This is a genomic window from Candidatus Sulfurimonas baltica (genome assembly GCF_015265455.1).
In the GTDB taxonomy this organism is placed as follows: domain Bacteria; phylum Campylobacterota; class Campylobacteria; order Campylobacterales; family Sulfurimonadaceae; genus Sulfurimonas; species Sulfurimonas baltica.
This window is the reverse complement of the sequence record NZ_CP054492.1, coordinates 896,993-914,555: the sequence shown is the minus strand read 5'-3', so window position 1 is coordinate 914,555 and position 17,563 is coordinate 896,993. Positions and strand designations below refer to the sequence as shown.

The window sequence follows — 17,563 nt, the reverse complement described above, 5'->3', positions numbered from 1 at the left end:
TAAAATAATATCATAATTTAGTCTATTTAGTAATTTAGACAATTAACTTAATATGCTTATTTTTAATAGAGATGTAGTTTTCAATAAAAAAAAGTATACTTATTTTGATTATGTTACAAACTTTGTATATAATTAATAAAAGGTATAAAATGAAAATAGTTATTATAATTGAATTAATAATCGTGTTTTTTATTGGAAGCATTTTTGCCGGCTGTGCATCTGCTCCTTCTAATGGGAGCATTAACAATTTAAATCTTGCTTCAATACAAGAGCAAATATCAGCCGTCAATAAATATCCGGCATGTATTGAAAGCATAGAGAACCCATGTAGTGAAGTTCAACTCATTGCTGTAAAACAAAATAGTGAACTTATTAAATATATTGAAAACCCGGCTAAAGAGGTTCAATTAATTGCAGTAAATGAAGACCCTTCAACGATTATATATATTAAAAACCCAGATAAAGAGGTTCAGTTAATTGCCATAAAACACAACACTGACCTTATTAGATATATACAAAACCCTGATAAAGAGATACAACTTATATCAGTAAATCAAGACCCATCCGCAATTATATACATCAATAATCCTGAAAGAGACGTTCAACTTATTGCAATTAAACAAAATTTTGAGCTTATTAAGTATATAAAAAATCCAATTAAGGAAATTCAGCTTATTGCCATTAAACAAAATCCTAAACTAATAGAGTATATAAAAAATCCTGACAAAGATATTCAGCTTATTGCTGTAAAACAAAATGCAAACCTTATTGAATATATAGAAAACCAAGACAGAGAAGTTCAACTTATTGCTGTAAATGAGAATCCTAATCTTATTGAATTCATAAAAAATCCGGATATACAAATTCAACTTATTGCTGTTAAAAAAAATCCTTCTCTTATTAAATATATCAAAGATCAAAATAAAGAGGTTCAACTTGTTGTTATTAGACAAGATGCTACTCTTATTGAACATATAGATAAACCGGATAAAGAGACTCAACTTATTGCTTTAAAACAAAATCCGGAACTTATACGATACATAAAAACTCCAGATATAGAGGCTCAAATAATTGCAGTCAAACACAGAGCTGGACTAATTGAATATATAGAAAATCCAGATAAAGAAGTTCAATTTATTGCAGTTAAAGAAGATTCCGGACTAATAAAGTACATAAGTAATCCTGATGCTGAAGTTCAATTATCAGTTTTTAAACAAATCTACTCTAAAAATAAACCAAAAATTTTTTTAATCTCAGATAAAAATATAAAGTTACAAACAATTGATTCAAATTTAAATATAAGTAATGCTACAAGTAAACTAATAAAAATACTCTCTCTTACAGAGCACTATGGGGAGGACGAATATTCTTTTGACTCAATGTTAATCGCTCCAAATACAGCCAAAAATATTTATCTTCCATTTAGAAGATCTTTCATAATTAATTCACTGGAACAAAAATTTAACTATGGATTTACGATTGTGTATGAAGTAGAGGGCTCAGATAAATTTCACAAAATAAATGGAATAAAATCCTATAAAGCACTAGAGTTTATTAAATAAAAGAGAGGTCAACGCATGAGTATATTACTAGAGTTCAGTATGTTTCCTATATCGGAAAATTGTCGAGATGGAGATTCAGTTTCAGCACAGGTCAGCAAAGTAATAGATGTTATAGACAGATCAGGTGTCTCCTATCAGCTTACGCCAATGGGAACCATTATTGAGACAGATACGTTGAAAGAAGCACTAGCTATAATAGAACTTGCCTATGAGCAACTTAAAGAGTGCGACAGAGTATATTCATCTTTGAAGTTTGATATAAGAAATAGTAAGCAAAATAGACTAAAGTCAAAGATTGCTTCGGTTGAAAAAGTTTTAAATAGAGAAGTAAACCATTAGTAGTTTACTTCAAAACTACTGTGCTATTTTTTAGTATTTAATCTTGATTGATACTCCTGCGGATGGTCACATACAGGACAATTTTTTAACGCTTTTTTACCATAATGAATGTGACCGCAAACTTCACAAATCCAAGCTTCTTCTTTATTTTCACTAATAAATTCAGCATCAATTTCAAGTCTCTGTAAAAGCATTTTAAACATCTTTTCATGTTCAACTTCAACTTGCCCTATACCTGAAAAGAGCTTTGCCGCTTCAGTGAACCCCTCATCCTTTGCAATCTGTGCAAATTCAGGATACATTATTAAATTTTCATAAGATTCACCATCTATTGCAGACTGAAGATTCTCTTTTGTATTTCCAAAACTATTATCACTACTATTTGTCATTCTATTGCTTAATGCAAGTTCCATCTTTGCATGATGTTTTTCATTATTAGCTGCTCTTTGAAAGTGTTCTGCAATATCTCTGAAACCCTCTTTTTGCGCCACTTTAGCAAAATATTCATATTTGTTTCTAGCTTGTGATTCACCTGCAAAAGCTTTCATTAGATTAACAGAAGTTAAACTTTTAGTAACCATCTCCATAGCTTGTCCACAGCAGTGCAACTCACCGCCACCCACTTTTTGTATCTCTACGATATTTCCACACTTATTGCATTTGTACAACTCATTCTGTCTCATAAAAACTCCCTTGAATATCATTAAACTTATTATATTATATTAAAACAATTATTTTAATTAGAAAACTCAATTTTAACATTAATTTCTTTTGAATCCCTAAGCAGAACAACATTTCCACTGCCGTCTAAAAATGCAAGTTCTGCTTGAAGACTATATTTATCTTTAAGCAAAACACCGTTTAAAGAGACAATTGTATCACCTACTTTTATACCAGCTTTAGCAGCAGAAGAGTTCTCTACAATATTAATTACATTTAATTTTTCATTTGACTCTAGATACACACCAAGTTTTTTTGCTTTTTGCGTGCCAACAGGTGATGAAGATAGTATATAATCTGCAATTCCTGCTTCAGAGTTTGTCATATTTAGAGTAATTGCATAATCTACAATGCCTCGTCTCTCCATCCTGCTTGGAATACCATATCCATACATAACATGACCATTTCCGGCTAATACAGCCATATTATAATCTGGATTTTTTTTCATATATTCAGAAATATTCATAGCCATTGACTCATCCCACAAAAGTTGTGCATGGTAAAACTCCTCAAAACTTTTAAAACTTTTAGATTGATGCATTGAATATATTGATTTTAGTTGTTCCTTATACTTTTCATTGGAAAAATCAATAGAACTAGGCACTTGTACACGCTGAATATCACTGAGTGCATCCAACCCCTCACTTACTACTACTTTTGTAATAGCCCTATCTATATTAAGTGCAATTACTGGTATATTCTTCTCTTTGGCAAAAAGCATAATTGGTCTATATAGTTCATAGTCATATTTCCATCTCTGAAAATACTCAGTATTTTTAAGCATCTCTTTTTCACTTATTGTTCCTGATATAAATGCATCTAGATATTTTTGAAATGGCTTTTGAAACATTTCCATACCTATAGAGAGTTTTGGATTATTTTTATACATTGCCTTAATTATCTTTAGTTGATTGAGATGACTTGAGAACTCAGTATGCATCTCCCCAATAAACACAACCTTGTTATCAACTATCTCTTTAAAAGTATCACCAAGCTTTTGTCTCTTTGGTTTTTGTGCGAATGAGCCGCTATTAATTTTGTATGTAATCCCGTTTAAGGACTCCTTAGTTGTTTTTTCAACAATTACTCCATCTTTAATAACTACTGTTGAGTATTTTCCAAGATGTTTCAATTTGTATAAAAAAGTATTGGAAATTTGTTCTACATCAAACACTGCAATAACATTCAAACTGTTTAAAGGATTTTTAAACACTTCGATTTTTCCTTCACCTTCCATTTTAAAATTAAGTGCAAACTTCTTCAAAAATGAGTTTTTAGCTCCAAATATTAAAATATTGTTGTTTTTTATCTCATCAAATGTTATTTCATCGGCATATTTAAAATTTTTATATGCGAACATGATTTTAGAGAATTTTTTCTCATCGTCTTTATCAACCACTACAAGAGTATTATCTTGAATAATTTTTGAAATAACGGGAGGAACTTCTCGCTCATCCAACTTTCTAAAAATGTCATATGATTCATCAACAACAATCTTTGTTGGTTCAATATCCAACTCTAAACGCTGACTTTTTTTACTAATATCGATTGTAGTATATAAACACTCATCATCTGAGCAGACTGATATTGGTAAGTTTCCAAGTTGTATGCTACCAACTGTATCAAATTCTAGGATATATTTGTCTTTTAAAAACATCAAATTAATATTATCAATTTTAACATCCAATGCTCCCTTGTTGTAAACCCAAGTTATAAAAAAATCTAAAAGTTTTTCACCTGAAGCCTCTTCAAATATCTCTCTTAGATTCTTATATGATGCCGTTTTGTAAGTGTACATTTGAAGTAGTTTTTTAACCCCTCTATTAAATGCATCTTCACCTATTTTTTTCTCCAACATGTAAAAAAAGAAAGTGGCTTTACCGTATCCAATAGCATTTTTACTCTCTTTATTTTTATGAGTAAACTCAATGAGGGCTGTTTCATTGTTTTGATTTACAAATGAGTTATACTTTATCAATATGTCTTTTCTATACTCAGCCGCTTTTGAATTTTGTTTTGCGTAAAGATAATCAGAATAAAAAGTAGTCATCCCCTCTACCCAGTTCCCCTGGTCCGGTGAATATACATAGCCACCGAACCATTGGTGTGCTATCTCATGCCCCAATGAGTTATCTAAAACAAAATCTTTATTAATAATCTGTTTTCCAATAAGAGTATATGTAGGCATAGAGTATCCGGCAGGAAAAGGAGTTTCCACAACTGAAAATTTTGTAAAAGGTATAAATCCAAAAATATTTTTATAAAGATTAAAATATTTTTCGCTTCTTTGAATATATGTATTTGATAAATTTGCATCATTAGGATATAAGTAGGTGGAGAGTTCCATTGCATCTTTAGTTGTTTTAAAATTAACTACATAGTTTTTAGATGCGACTAAATGCAGTGACTCTATTGGGTTTTCAAATATAAAGTGTTTTGATGTTCCATCATCAGTTACTTTTGTTGCTTCAACAACAGTTGTGATTTTGGAATTAGAAATTATAGTTTCATATTTACACAAAACATCTATTTTAGGGTACCAAGATTCAAGTAAAATTGCATCTGAATTTATTGCTTGAAAATTGTGTGAGAACGTCATCTCAAGGGGGCTATTAACATCTTCTTTAATAAGGTAAGGGGTATTTTCATTTACAGTTAGTTTTGCATTTTTAACGCCTGTAATATTTGCTTTTGTATCGAGCAGTTTCATAGAAGGGTGATCACTTTCAATTATTGAACGACCTTGTAGCAGCCCTTTTTCTGTATCCAAATTAATCTCAAGCGTATATTTACATTCATGAGAATAAGCAAAAGAGAGAAGGATAGTTGTTAATAATAGTAATTTTTTCATAGTTTTCCTTTACATGTAAGAGTTGATATTGTAGCAACAATAAGAATACAAAGGAGTATATTTAAAAATTATAGATAGAATTTACACTGGTAAAATAGATTTGATACCCTACTCCCTTTACATTATTTATTAACTTTTTTGAAGTTTTTGCTCTGACTCTTCTTATAAACGTTCTAAGTCTCTCATCACTCACTTCTTCTTTGGGCCAAAGAGAAATTTTAATATTTTCATCATCAATAATACTGTTCTTGTTTTCGAGCAGAAGTGCAAAAAATGCACTCTCTTTTTTTGACAACGAGACGAACCTGTCATTTTTATAGAGACTGCATGTACTTTTGTTAAAGACAAAACCTTCACTTAGTGTCACTGCTTTAGAAGCTATTTTTTCAGAGATACTATCAATATAATCAAGCAACTCATCAGGGTCAAACGGTTTTAAAAAATATTTTGTCACACCAATATCTATAGCGCTAAACAACTTCTCTTTTTCACTAAATGCACTTAAAATAATTATTGGAATACTTGGATTCATACTTTTTAATTTTTTTGACATATCAAGACCGTTAAGTCGAGGCATATTAATATCTGTTATGACAATATCAGGAGAGTATTTAAGAAACATTTCTAAGCCTTCTTTTCCATCGTTGGCAATAAGAAAACTTAAAAAGTTATCTCCGATGGCATCTTTTAAAAGTCTCGCAATATTTTCTTCATCTTCTACTAATAGAACTTTCAGCTGCTTTAATACTCTATTTTTCATTTTTATCCAATGGTATTTTTATTATAAAACTTGTTGTGCCTTTTTTACTATTTACATACATAAAACCATTTAACCCTTGCTCACAAATCATTTTTGACATAAATAACCCCAATCCTGTCCCTTGACTTTTATGCTTTGTTGTAAAATACGGCTCAAAAATTTTTTCTAAATTCTCTTTATGTATCCCACCAGCATTATCTTTAACTTCTATTATCGCAAAACCATCATCTTTTTTGGTAATAATACTCATCTCTCTTATCAAAATAGCATTATTAATAAAAGCATCTTTGGAGTTATTAATTAGGTTTATAATTACCTGTGTAAGTTCATTTTCTACCCCAAGAACTTTTATATCTGTCAAGTCTGTTTTAATATTTATCAAATCATCCTTAATCGAGTTATCCAAAAGAGTTATTGATTCCCTTATGCTACCGCTTATATTAAAATAGTATTTTTCTTTTTTTGGCTTAAAAAAATTAGTGAAGTCATCTATAGTTTCTGACATATTTTTTATTATTTTTTTACTCTCTTTGTAAAACTTTGACAAATCATCACTGTTGTTATTAATCGCAGCTTTTTTTATACTAAATATGGCTAAATTCAACTCAGTTAGTGGCTGTCTCCACTGGTGGGCTATATTTGCCAACATCTGACCAAGACTTGCATGTCTAGACTGCCAAAACATAACACGCTGTTTCTCTTCATTTTTAGTTATCTCTTCTTTGACTCGCTGTTCGAGCGTTTTGTTTAACTCTTGAAGCTCTTTTGTTTGTTCTTGGACTCTTTTTTCAAGTGTTTTATTTAACTCTTCATACTCTATCTCTTTTTTTAAAAGTTCCTCTTTTAAAATAACTTCTCTTGTTACGTCATATCTAATTGCTATAAATTCATCAATATTGTCATTTTCATCAAGAATGGGAACTATAGTTGTATTCACATAAAATGTAGAACCGTCCTTTGCTCTATTTTTAACAGTATCTTTATAAATATCTTTGGCTTTGACAGTTTCCCAAAGAAATTTGAATTTTGAGGCATCTATATCAGGATGTCTTACTATATTATGGTTTTTGCCAATAAGTTCATCTCTTGAATAGCCACTGATTTTACAAAATTCATCATTTACAAAAGTGATAATTCCATTAATATCAGTTTTAGAAATTATATTGCTTTTTTCTATTGCTTCTTTGTATTGTTTTAACATATGAGGCTACTTGAGCTCGCTCCAGTTATTTCCAATGTTCATACTTGCCTTAAGAGGCACGTTAAGCTTCATTATATTTTCCATTATATCTTTAAATCTTTGACCTAAAATTTCTGCTTCATTCTCGTTTACTTCAAATATCAACTCATCGTGAATTTGAAGAAGCATCTTGACATTTAAATTTTCATCTTCTATTACTTTATGAATTTTATTCATTGACAACTTAATTAGGTCAGATGCACTTCCCTGAAAGAGGCTGTTTACAGACTCTCTCTCATATGCTGCTTTAAACATAGGAGTAGCATTTTCATAGTCAAAATATCTACGGCGTTTTAGTAAAGTCTCCACATATCCAAACTCCTTAGAGTTATCTACGATAGAGCGAAAATATGTTCTAACTGTCGGGAATGACTCAAAGTATTTTTCTATAATCTCTTTAGCCTCTTTAGTTGTAATACCCAAAGTATCTGATAATTTTTTTTGCCCCATCCCGTAAAGAAGTCCAAAGTTTACTGTTTTGGCAACATTTCTTTTAGAGGCTGCATCCTCTTCGCCAAAAAGTGCAATAGCAGTTTGCATATGTATATCTTTATCATTAGTAAAAGCATCGACAAGAACCCTGTCTTGGGAGAAGTGTGCCAGAAGTCTAAGCTCAATTTGTGAGTAGTCAATACCTATAAGTTTTTTACCCTCACCAGATACAAAAGCTTCTCTGATTTTAGATCCTAGTTTTGTTCTAGTTGGAATGTTTTGCAAGTTAGGATTTTTAGAGCTAAGTCTCCCTGTAGCAGTTCCTGTTTGAACAAAAGAGGTGTGTATGCGGCTAAATTTGTCTTCCTTGCTTAGCTTCAAAAGAGGTTCAATATATGTTGAATAAAGCTTATAGACTTCTCTGTACTCTAGCAATTTAGGGATAATCTCGTGTTTATCTTCTAATGAGCTTAAAACTTGTTCGTTTGTTGAGTAGCCAGTTTTTGTTTTCTTGCCAACTGGGAGCCCTAAATGTTCAAAAAGTATAACTCCTAACTGTTGCGTTGAATTAATATTAAACTCACTACCTGCTAATGAATATATACTTTTTGTTAATTCACCCAAATTCTCTTTTACATCAACCAAAAACTCCTCTAAAAACACACTATTTACTTTTATCCCCTCTTTTTCCATTTTCAAAAGAGTTTTAATGAAAGGAACCTCTACATGTAGAGCCTCTTGTATTAAATAATCTGCCCCTTGAAGTTCTAACTTCTCTAAAAAAAGATTATAAAGTTTTAAAGTTATAAAGGCATCTTCCGCAGCATATTTACAAGCATCTTCAACTTCAACACCTGCGAATGTCTCCCCTTTTTTAACTGTATCTTTAAAAGCTACCATAGTGTGATTTAAAAGTTTATCTGCCAATTTATCAAGAGACAAAGCACTCTCAGGATTAATAAGCCAAGCTAATATAATAGAATCTGCATAAATATCTAAACTATCATCTTCTAAGAACCTAGTGACAAAATGCAAATCAAACTTAAGGTTGTGTCCAACTACTTTAGAGTTAAATATCTTTTTAATTGCTACCTTAGCATCATCTAAACTGATTTGTTCTGGTACACCTAAATAAAAGTGGGCAAATGGGACATAATAGGCTTCAAGGTCATTAAAGCTAAAACTAAAACCGACTAAGCTGTCTTTTTCATACTCAAGTCCTGTTGTCTCAGTGTCAAAAGCCACTATTGTCTCTTTGTCCAATGTGTTTAACACTCTGTTTAACTCTTTAATGTCAGTTATCAGAGTCGCTTTAAAATCCAATTTTCTTGTCTCTTGTATCTCTATCTCTACTTTTTTAACAGCATCTTGATGTGTTTGAGTGCTAACCATATTTTTAGCATGTAAAGTTCTTAAAATGGCATTTTGTTCATACTTTACAAGCTCATCATAAATATTTAAAAACGGATGTTCAATATCCATCTTATACTCTTCAAAATCAAACTCATCAAACACATCATGTCTTAGAGTTACAAGCTCTTTTGACATGTAAGCGCCCTCTTTTGACTCTATAAGCTTACTCTTTACACCAGCTGGTTTTATCTCATCAATATTTGCATAAATATTATCTAAGCATCCATACTCTACTAAAAGCTTCTCTGCCCCTACTTTACCTATCCCTTTTACGCCAGGTACATTGTCGGCAGAGTCACCCAATATAGACTGGTAATCTATAAACTGCTTTGGAGTTATGCCATATTTGGCAAAACATGCATCTTCATCCATGCTCTTTCTTTTAATTGCATCTACTACCACAACCTTCCCATCATCTATGAGTTGGTAAAGATCTTTATCATGTGAAACGACTCTTACGTTGTAGTTATTCTCTCTTGCAAAATGTGTAACAGTAGCTATTATATCATCAGCTTCGTAACCAACCTTACCAAGAGTTTTATACCCCATTTTGTCTATCCACTCTATTGCAATTGGGAGTTGCATTGTAAGCTCTTCAGGGGGAGCCTTGCGATTTGCTTTATAGTTTGGGTCAATCTCATTTCTAAAAGTATTGCCCTTTGTGTCAATAGCGAATATAATATAGTCGCTGTCATGCTGTTTTTGAAGCGTTGATATAAAGTTCGTGAAGCCTGTTAAAAGTCCTGTGGGGAAGCCGTCTTTGTTTTTAAGGTGCGAGGGGAGTGCATAGAAACTACGGAAAAAAAATCCGAATGTGTCTATTATTGTAACTGTTTTGCTCATATATATCCTATTATTCTTGTGTTTGTTTAACTTTTATCTCAATTCCTAAATCAACAAACTTTATTATCAAGTCATCGTTAAAAATAATAGTTCTTTTTTTAGATTTTTTAATTATATTTGAATACTTATGCTTTACATATCCAACACAACCAGCATTTGCATAACTTGAAATTAAAATATTTACAATTGGCTTTTTAGTAAATGGTGTAAAATTTTTAAAATTCTTTTTATCAAATTCGTAGATATCAACAATATTCAAAACAAAGGCTGTTAAAGAGTTCTGAATACTTCCAAAACAAGAGACAAAACCAGATATCTCTCTTGAAACCAAAACAACATCTGCTAAAAGCAACATGTATCCGTCAAACTTTATTTTTTCAAGAGCAGTTATCTCTTTTTTAATTATTTTTTCATACTCTGGATAATTTTCATCCAATGGGTCTATCTTTTCTTTTAAACCCTGAATTGCCATTCTTTGAAGCAACCCTTCTTTGTGCGTCTTGTTATTATATTTATTACTCATTTATTCATTTTCAGGAGTGTCAATAAGGTCATCAACGGAATCTTCTAATAGCTCATGATTATAACCTGCATCAAGTGCTTTTTTAAGTCCAAAGTTTATCCCCATCTCATTTAATGGTTTATTTATAGGTATGATTGTTTTTACAATGTTTAAAGCTGTAGCGTACTCCCTTATGTCATCTGGAGCAGCCATTGGATTATCTGAATATCTAATCATCTCTACAAAATCTTTATCAAATCCCCAATGTTCAAATACTAATGCTGTAACTTCACCACATGTAACATCTGAGTAAGATTTTTCAACCATTGCTAAATTATTTGATGTCTCAACTTCACTTGCAAAACTGATTGCTTCGTCACTCTGAATTACATCACTTGCTATTAAAATTTTACCTGTCTCTTGTAAAAATGCCGCCAAATAGAGTGTTTCAGCCTTCTTTTTATCTACTTTTTTATACCAGTTGAGTATTAAAGTAGCTTGAAGTAATGAAATTTCTGCAAATTTTTCTGATGTTATTCCATATGGCTTCATGTCCACATTAAGAAGTTTTCTAACTGAATTTCCTATAGCAATAGAGCGAGTCATTCCCATACCAAAAAGGCTTACAGCTTGAGAAGCATTTTTTATCTGTTGTGCGAAACCATACAGTGGAGAGTTTGCTGCCTTAAGAAGATTCGCGATTATCATAGGATCATGTTCTATAGCCTTTGACATCTCTTTTATTGTAGAGTCTCCATCTGCATATATTCTGTTGATTTCCACTATTGTTGTTGAGAGTGGAGGAAGGGCTTTGATACTGTCTATAATAGAACTTTTCAATACAATTACCTTTTTTGAATATATTATATCATTTAAATATAAATTTATTTAGTATGGCACTCTGCTAATGTCTTATCTGCTCTAGTGATATAATCAAATCCATTGTAAAGAGTGTGAACACCATAAAGGATTACAGCAAAAGATGAGAGACTCATCATCATATTTCTAAAATTTGTTGCATTAGATAACGATGCTAAAAAGCCAATAGAAAACATTGCCGGAATTGTACTTAATCCAAAAATAGCCATAACAAAAGCACCATAAACTGGGCTTGCTGTACTTGCTGCAGTAATCGCAAAAAAGTAAACAAATCCACATGGTAAAAGACCATTCAACATTCCAAGAATAAAAAAACTAATATTTGATTTCGAGTTCAAAACCTGCTTAAAAGCATTTTTATAAAGTGAGGAGGAAGATATAGAGTGCTCAATAAGAGTTAAGAATTTTATCTTTCCCATAAGTGAGAGTCCGGCCAAAACCATTGCAATTCCCGCAACGATAAGCAGTGTACCATTTGCAGTATTGTTAAAAGTAACTACCCCTCCAAGTCCTCCAAATATTGCGCCAAGAATAGAATATGTAAAAACTCTTCCAAAAGAGTAAAGAAGATGGGCTTTAGTTTTGGAAATTTTTGAACTCTGAGGTTGTATTTTTATTGCTGAATAAGCCAAAACAATCCCGCCACACATACCAATACAGTGACCAAAAGAGCCTAAAAAAGCGATACTAATAATAGATATAATATTTACTGTTTCCATATTAAGTATTTAGTTCCCTAATAGCTGTTTTTTTATACGCGGATTTTTAAGAGTCTCCCCTCTTAGCATTCTTAAACGCATTGTATCAAAATCTACATGTAAATCTTTTTTAAACTCATAAGCACCAAATCCGTAACCCATAGGTGTATCATCTATAAGTGAATAATAAGCAGTTCTTGCATCTATCCATTTTTTAGTATCTCTACTCATAACCCAAATCTTTGCATCAGATTTGAACTCTTTATCTTCAAGCCATTTTATCATTCCGCCGTGGTCATGGAAAAACCAACTTTTTGCGTTTTTAGATATCACTTGTGATGCATCTCTTAAATCATTGATAACCATTCCGCAGTCACTATCTTGAAAAACACCTATCTTCATCTCAATTGGTATTTGATTTGTATTCCCTTCAATTATGACTACCATCTTTTTTGTTGAGGCAAGCGATAAAAAAAGTGTAACAATTATTAAAACTAACACTATTACTGCTGAATATGGTATCATTTTTCTCATCATCTCTATAAACTCCTAATTATTTGGAAAATCAAACATTTCATCTTTTTTTATCCCCTTTTCCCAAATCATCATAAAGCATAAATCTATCTAAATCTGCTTTTATTGTCTCGTCAAGCGTTTCCCATATCTCTTTTTTTTCATAAAATCTTGGCAAATCCTCTTTTTCACTTTTTTTAATATCACGTATCAAATAGTGGTATCTCACTATATCTTTTGTATATTTACTTATAAAAGGCCAATTCTTTATTATTTGATAACTTCTCTCTTCATGGTCTGTAAAACTGTACTCATTATACTCAACATCCTCTTTATCTTTTTTATACGCCGTAAATGGCTTCCCAATGTCGTGCAGTATTCCTGCCATAAAAAACTTCCACTCTCCAGCCTTTAAAATATTATATGTTACACGAAGTGTATGAGCTAAAACCCCGTGTTGATGCCACTTGTTTTGGGTAAAAAAAAGAGATTTTAAAAATGGTATTGAAAATAAGCTATTATTAACCTTGTTCATATATTTTCCTTTGCCATCGGGTGACAAACATCGACAGTATCTTTTAGATTTTGCTTTTGAATATGTGTATATATCTGCGTAGTTAAAAGGGAAGAGTGGCCTAAAAGTTCTTGCACAACTCTTAAATCAGCACCTCCGGTTATTAGTGCTGTAGCGTAGGAGTGACGAAGTACATGTGGAGATACTCCTAGATACTTTTGTGTTATTTTATATGCAGAGATTCTACTTAGACTTTCACCCTTGTAGTTACACCAAATAAATTCATTTTCATATTTAAACTCACTCAAGTATCTTTTAACTGCATCAACTGCTACTTTTGCGATGGGAACTATTCTCTCTTTTTCACCCTTGGCATGTCGAATACGAAGCCACTCACCATCTATATCATCTGATTTTAAAGATAAACACTCGCTTATTCTTGTACCAGTTGCGTATAAATAGATTATAAGTGCATAATCTCTAAGACCTATCCATGAACTTCTATCTATTGAATCAAGCGAATTTTGTATCTCTTTGTATGAAAGAAATTTTGGAAGCAGTTTTGGAATTTTTGAGAGCTTAAGTTTTGTTTTTTCATCTTTAAACTGACTCTTGTAGCAGAACTCAAAAAAAGCATTTACAGAAGATAGTTTTCTATTTAGAGTTCTCTTGTTTTTATATATACTAAGTGCAGAAAAAAGAGTTTTTGAGTCTAGAGTTATCAGAGCTCTTCCAAGAGTCTCCTCAAGAGTGTTTAAATCACCTCTGTAAGCTTCTATACTTCTTTTGCTGAGAGCCCTTGTAACGCTTATATACTCCACAAATGCCTCTAACTCATTTGACATTGTAGATATCGTCATAAGACTATTGCTACTCTACAGAAATATACTCATCAACAACATAAAATATCTTATCATCAATAAATATATATCCGTCATCCACATCTACATCATAGACTTTATACTCCAATAGATCTTTACTCATCTCGATAAGATACCCCTCTTTTTCTAGAACATACAACTTATCAGAGGTAACAATCATCCCAAGAAAATGGGCGAAAGGAAACTTCACTTTTGCATTTTCTTTAAGTTCAGGAGTTAAAGCAACTACTTCACCCTGCTTTGTATTTAAAAAAATAGTTTTTCCATCATCTACAACACTTCTGATATCATATTTTGCTCTAATCTCTTTGTTTGAAAAAGAGAGTATTTTATGTCCGGTAGCAGCTATGATTTTATTGTCAACTAAATTAAAATAGATGATATTATTAAAATAGTTTTCACTACTCACTATGATAGTTCTTAGTTTCTTTTTGAGTGTTGAGTTTATAATTACAACTTTTCCATCAAGAGTTGAAAATAGAATTAAATCATCTTTAAAATATGGCTTAACAATTTTAGAATTTACAACTACAGCTGTATCACCCTGCTCTTTTAAAAGTATAGATTTTGTAGATATTGAGTAAAGAGCAATCTCATTATCTATAAATAAAACTGCCAACACATCATCTTTAACACTTGCAGTAGCAATAGTTTTTTTAAGGTCAAAGCTCTCAACTTTTGCACTGTTCTCAACAGACTGCATCGTTAAATTACCGTCAATATTTGAACTTATAACCCAGCCGTCACTGTAGCCAAGCAATTTATAATTGTCAGATATTTTTATATTTAATACTTTACCCTCAACTAATACTTTTCTCTCTTGAACAAGAGCCGAATCAGATGCGATATTTTCTATAGTTACATCACTGCTTCCAGCCTTGGCCCAACTATCTACAACATTTTTAGGTTCATATACTTCTTTAGAGCTACAAGCGTTAAAGAAGATAGCTGTTGTTGTTATTAAAATAAGTGATAAAAGTTTCAAAATATTACTTTATCCCGTAATGAATAAGAGATTTTGCTAAATTACTTAGTGGTGACTCTTGAGATATTTTTAAGAGTTTATTATGAGCTTCTTCTATTTTATTTTCATTTAAAAGTAAAACAGCACTTTGAAGCAGTGCTAAATCTCTAAAAATAGCATCTTGTTTTGAAGCATACTCATTTAAAGAGACGGCATCATTGGCTAATTCATATTTAACTAAATCATCTATTATTAAAGCTTTTGAGTTTTTGAGTTTTTTAATTGTTTCTATATCTTTGTCTGCTACTGCTTTTGAAAAAATCCAAACATCATATAAATTAGGGCTTAAAGATTTTAATTCATTAAGCGCATCTAAATCCCCAGCATCGTTTTGAAGTTTAATTAATGCAACGTTTGCAGCAGTTATCTTACTTTGCTCATTTGCATTATATGCTATATTTGCACCAACAACTAGAATAATTGAAGCTACTGTAATTATCATTAGATTTTTATATTTTTTAACAAATCTTTCAGTTATAACAGCTTTTTCAAAAAATTTCTCTTCTGAATTCAGCTCCTCTTTTACCATGTCAATATTATCTTTTAAGCTCAAAAAAGTTCCTTTATTTCATATATTTTAAAAAGTTCAAAATAATATCGCATAGTTTGTTAAAGTTTCATCAAATAGATAGATTTTTTTTGTTACAATCATGTAAATTAATATATATAGGATTTACATGCAAGTAGATGACGCACTATTGACTAAATTGGAAAAATTATCTTTTTTAAAAGTTTCAGACGATAAAAGAGAGGAAATCATCACTCAGCTTTCTGAAATAGTAAGTTTTGTTGATAATCTAAGCGAATTAAACACGGATGGTGTTGATGCTAAATTTGCCATGAATGACGAGGCAACAATACTTAGAGAAGATTCTCCATATTGCAACAGTAAAATAAATGATGATATACTTAAAAATGCACCATTGAGTGGTGATCATTTCTTTATAGTTCCTAAAATAATAGAGTAATAATGATAAAAATTTATGGGATTAAAAACTGTGACAGTGTAAAAAAAGCACTCTCATTTTTTAAAGAACATAATATAAAATATGAGTTGCAAGATTTTAAAACAGACGAAGTTGGATGTGAAAAAGTATCTTATTGGCTTTTACATGTAGATATGAAAACACTGTTTAATTCAAGAAGCACAACATACAGAACGCTTAATCTAAAGGCTTTAAATCCAGATGATAACGCAAAAAAAGAGTTGCTCTGTAAAGAGAACCTTCTAATTAAAAGACCTGTAATAGAATTTGATAATAAAGTTCTAGTTAGCTATAATGAAACTGAGTATATAAAGGAATTGTTATGAGTGAAGAGACAAAAACCATAGACATAAAAAAGTTGCTTAAAAGTGTTCTACACTTTAATTCTTCGGATTTACATCTCGTACCTGGAAGTGAGCCTCAGATTAGAATAGATAAGGCATTAAAACCTTTGAATCTTCCAATTTTAACTGCAAAACAAGTAGAAGAAATGGCATACTCTCTTATTGAAGATAAACAAAAGAAAGAGTTTGAAGAGAATAATGAACTTGACTTCTCATTTGAACTTAACGACATTGGTCGTTTTCGTGTTAATTATTACCGTACAATTGAGGGCATTGCCTGTGCTTTTCGTATGATTCCAATCGAGATACCACCTCTTGAAAAATTTAATAATAACCCAATATTTAAAGAGTTAGTAAAAAAAGAGAAAGGTCTTATTTTAGTTACAGGACCAACTGGTAGCGGTAAATCAACTACTCTCGCTTCAATGCTACATGAAATAAACATAACAGCAAACAAACATATTATTACAATTGAAGACCCAGTTGAGTTTGTTCATAAAAATATAAAATCACTATTTTCTCAAAGAGAGGTGGGCGAAAACACAAAATCATTTGCTACTGCTCTGAAATATGCATTAAGACAAGATCCTGATGTAATATTAATTGGGGAGATGAGAGATAAAGAGACTATTGGAGCAGCTTTAACAGCGGCTGAAACTGGTCACATTGTATTTGGAACACTTCATACAAATTCAGCACCTGCAACTATTAACCGTATTATTGATGTATTTGACGCAGCAGAACAGGCCCAGATAAGAGCACAACTCTCATCTTCGCTAATTGCTGTTGTTTCACAGTCTCTTATGCCAAGAACTGGAGGTGGTGTAATAGCCACACAGGAAGTTCTTATTACAAATCCTGCTATACAAAATCTAATACGAGAAGACAAAGTTCACCAATTATACTCTCAAATGCAACTAAATCAAAATGAGACGAATATGACTACTCAGACTGATCAACTTGTAGCTTTTTTACAAAAACGACTTATATCAAAAGAGACTGCTATTGCGAGTTCTAATAGACCTGAAGAGCTTATTAAGATAATAGAGAATTTATAAAATA

18 protein-coding genes are annotated in these 17,563 nt (G+C 31.3%); 5 read left to right on the top strand and 13 right to left on the bottom strand.

The annotated features are described in order from the left end of the window. Positions 1-149: 149 nt before the first annotated feature. Both HUE88_RS04530 and HUE88_RS04525 read left to right on the top strand, forming a co-directional pair. Complete coding sequence (locus tag HUE88_RS04530; protein WP_194371519.1) at positions 150-1,562, top strand: DUF4116 domain-containing protein; 1,413 nt, start codon at positions 150-152, stop codon at positions 1,560-1,562. A gap of 15 nt (positions 1,563-1,577) precedes the next feature. Beyond that, positions 1,578-1,901, top strand: coding sequence for an MTH1187 family thiamine-binding protein (locus HUE88_RS04525; RefSeq protein WP_194371517.1), 324 nt, complete (start codon positions 1,578-1,580; stop codon positions 1,899-1,901). 23 nt (positions 1,902-1,924) lie between these two features. Here HUE88_RS04525 and HUE88_RS04520 read toward each other — a convergent pair whose 3' ends face one another. The 13 genes from HUE88_RS04520 to HUE88_RS04460 form a co-directional block, all read right to left on the bottom strand. Further along, positions 1,925-2,584, bottom strand: a complete 660-nt coding sequence (locus HUE88_RS04520; RefSeq protein WP_194371515.1) for a ferritin family protein — start codon at positions 2,582-2,584, stop codon at positions 1,925-1,927. Between the two features lie 53 nt (positions 2,585-2,637). Further along, positions 2,638-5,472 (bottom strand): ChaN family lipoprotein, encoded by a 2,835-nt coding sequence (locus tag HUE88_RS04515; RefSeq protein ID WP_194371513.1) that lies wholly within the window; start codon positions 5,470-5,472, stop codon positions 2,638-2,640. 61 nt (positions 5,473-5,533) lie between these two features. Further along, entirely contained in the window at positions 5,534-6,232 is a 699-nt protein-coding gene (locus tag HUE88_RS04510) for a response regulator transcription factor (RefSeq protein ID WP_194371504.1), read from the bottom strand. Next, positions 6,222-7,433, bottom strand: a complete 1,212-nt coding sequence (locus HUE88_RS04505) for a PAS domain-containing sensor histidine kinase (RefSeq protein ID WP_194371502.1) — start codon at positions 7,431-7,433, stop codon at positions 6,222-6,224. Before HUE88_RS04505 ends, HUE88_RS04510 begins: the two co-directional genes overlap by 11 nt. Positions 7,434-7,439: 6 nt before the next feature. Then, positions 7,440-10,160 carry a DNA polymerase I gene (gene polA, locus HUE88_RS04500; RefSeq protein ID WP_194371500.1) on the bottom strand — a complete coding sequence of 907 codons (2,721 nt, stop codon included), beginning with the start codon at positions 10,158-10,160 and terminating at the stop codon, positions 7,440-7,442. A gap of 10 nt (positions 10,161-10,170) precedes the next feature. Then, a complete protein-coding gene (locus HUE88_RS04495) occupies positions 10,171-10,683 on the bottom strand; it encodes a hypothetical protein (protein WP_194371498.1) in 513 nt (170 codons plus the stop codon). Then, positions 10,684-11,502: an HDOD domain-containing protein gene (locus tag HUE88_RS04490; protein WP_194371496.1), complete on the bottom strand. Its 819-nt coding sequence runs from the start codon at positions 11,500-11,502 to the stop codon at positions 10,684-10,686. 44 nt (positions 11,503-11,546) lie between these two features. Next, the gene (locus HUE88_RS04485) at positions 11,547-12,260 is read right to left on the bottom strand and encodes a sulfite exporter TauE/SafE family protein (RefSeq protein WP_194371494.1); all 714 of its coding nucleotides are present in this window, start codon (positions 12,258-12,260) and stop codon (positions 11,547-11,549) included. A 9-nt stretch (positions 12,261-12,269) separates the two neighbouring features. After that, positions 12,270-12,776 (bottom strand): nitrous oxide reductase accessory protein NosL, encoded by a 507-nt coding sequence (locus HUE88_RS04480; RefSeq protein WP_229860152.1) that lies wholly within the window; start codon positions 12,774-12,776, stop codon positions 12,270-12,272. Positions 12,777-12,813: 37 nt separating this feature from the next. Continuing rightward, complete coding sequence (locus HUE88_RS04475) at positions 12,814-13,287, bottom strand: HD domain-containing protein (RefSeq protein WP_194371492.1); 474 nt, start codon at positions 13,285-13,287, stop codon at positions 12,814-12,816. Next, entirely contained in the window at positions 13,284-14,111 is an 828-nt protein-coding gene (locus HUE88_RS04470) for a tyrosine-type recombinase/integrase (RefSeq protein WP_194372518.1), read from the bottom strand. Before HUE88_RS04470 ends, HUE88_RS04475 begins: the two co-directional genes overlap by 4 nt. A 25-nt stretch (positions 14,112-14,136) precedes the next feature. Further along, positions 14,137-15,132, bottom strand: a complete 996-nt coding sequence (locus HUE88_RS04465) for a PQQ-like beta-propeller repeat protein (protein ID WP_229860151.1) — start codon at positions 15,130-15,132, stop codon at positions 14,137-14,139. Positions 15,133-15,136: 4 nt separating this feature from the next. Continuing rightward, complete coding sequence (locus HUE88_RS04460; protein WP_194371490.1) at positions 15,137-15,724, bottom strand: hypothetical protein; 588 nt, start codon at positions 15,722-15,724, stop codon at positions 15,137-15,139. Between the two features lie 124 nt (positions 15,725-15,848). Here HUE88_RS04460 and gatC point away from each other — a divergent pair, with 124 nt between their 5' ends. Genes gatC through HUE88_RS04445 form a run of 3 tightly spaced genes read left to right on the top strand, consistent with a single transcriptional unit; the run spans position 15,849 to position 17,559 of the window. After that, positions 15,849-16,139 carry an Asp-tRNA(Asn)/Glu-tRNA(Gln) amidotransferase subunit GatC gene (gene gatC / locus HUE88_RS04455; protein WP_194371488.1) on the top strand — a complete coding sequence of 97 codons (291 nt, stop codon included), beginning with the start codon at positions 15,849-15,851 and terminating at the stop codon, positions 16,137-16,139. Positions 16,140-16,141: 2 nt separating this feature from the next. Next, positions 16,142-16,483: an arsenate reductase family protein gene (locus HUE88_RS04450; protein WP_194371486.1), complete on the top strand. Its 342-nt coding sequence runs from the start codon at positions 16,142-16,144 to the stop codon at positions 16,481-16,483. Further along, positions 16,480-17,559 carry a type IV pilus twitching motility protein PilT gene (locus HUE88_RS04445; protein WP_194371477.1) on the top strand — a complete coding sequence of 360 codons (1,080 nt, stop codon included), beginning with the start codon at positions 16,480-16,482 and terminating at the stop codon, positions 17,557-17,559. The genes HUE88_RS04450 and HUE88_RS04445 overlap by 4 nt, the downstream gene beginning before the upstream one ends. The last annotated feature ends 4 nt before the right edge of the window (positions 17,560-17,563 follow it).

Coding starts and splice junctions, on each gene's coding strand:
- HUE88_RS04530 (WP_194371519.1), top strand. CDS start 150: ATGAAAATAGTTATTATAATTGAATTAATAATCGTGTTTTTTATTGGA.
- HUE88_RS04525 (WP_194371517.1), top strand. CDS start 1,578: ATGAGTATATTACTAGAGTTCAGTATGTTTCCTATATCGGAAAATTGT.
- HUE88_RS04520 (WP_194371515.1), bottom strand. CDS start 2,584: ATGAGACAGAATGAGTTGTACAAATGCAATAAGTGTGGAAATATCGTA.
- HUE88_RS04515 (WP_194371513.1), bottom strand. CDS start 5,472: ATGAAAAAATTACTATTATTAACAACTATCCTTCTCTCTTTTGCTTAT.
- HUE88_RS04510 (WP_194371504.1), bottom strand. CDS start 6,232: ATGAAAAATAGAGTATTAAAGCAGCTGAAAGTTCTATTAGTAGAAGAT.
- HUE88_RS04505 (WP_194371502.1), bottom strand. CDS start 7,433: ATGTTAAAACAATACAAAGAAGCAATAGAAAAAAGCAATATAATTTCT.
- polA (WP_194371500.1), bottom strand. CDS start 10,160: ATGAGCAAAACAGTTACAATAATAGACACATTCGGATTTTTTTTCCGT.
- HUE88_RS04495 (WP_194371498.1), bottom strand. CDS start 10,683: ATGAGTAATAAATATAATAACAAGACGCACAAAGAAGGGTTGCTTCAA.
- HUE88_RS04485 (WP_194371494.1), bottom strand. CDS start 12,260: ATGGAAACAGTAAATATTATATCTATTATTAGTATCGCTTTTTTAGGC.
- HUE88_RS04480 (WP_229860152.1), bottom strand. CDS start 12,776: ATGATGAGAAAAATGATACCATATTCAGCAGTAATAGTGTTAGTTTTA.
- HUE88_RS04475 (WP_194371492.1), bottom strand. CDS start 13,287: ATGAACAAGGTTAATAATAGCTTATTTTCAATACCATTTTTAAAATCT.
- HUE88_RS04470 (WP_194372518.1), bottom strand. CDS start 14,111: ATGTCAAATGAGTTAGAGGCATTTGTGGAGTATATAAGCGTTACAAGG.
- gatC (WP_194371488.1), top strand. CDS start 15,849: ATGCAAGTAGATGACGCACTATTGACTAAATTGGAAAAATTATCTTTT.
- HUE88_RS04450 (WP_194371486.1), top strand. CDS start 16,142: ATGATAAAAATTTATGGGATTAAAAACTGTGACAGTGTAAAAAAAGCA.
- HUE88_RS04445 (WP_194371477.1), top strand. CDS start 16,480: ATGAGTGAAGAGACAAAAACCATAGACATAAAAAAGTTGCTTAAAAGT.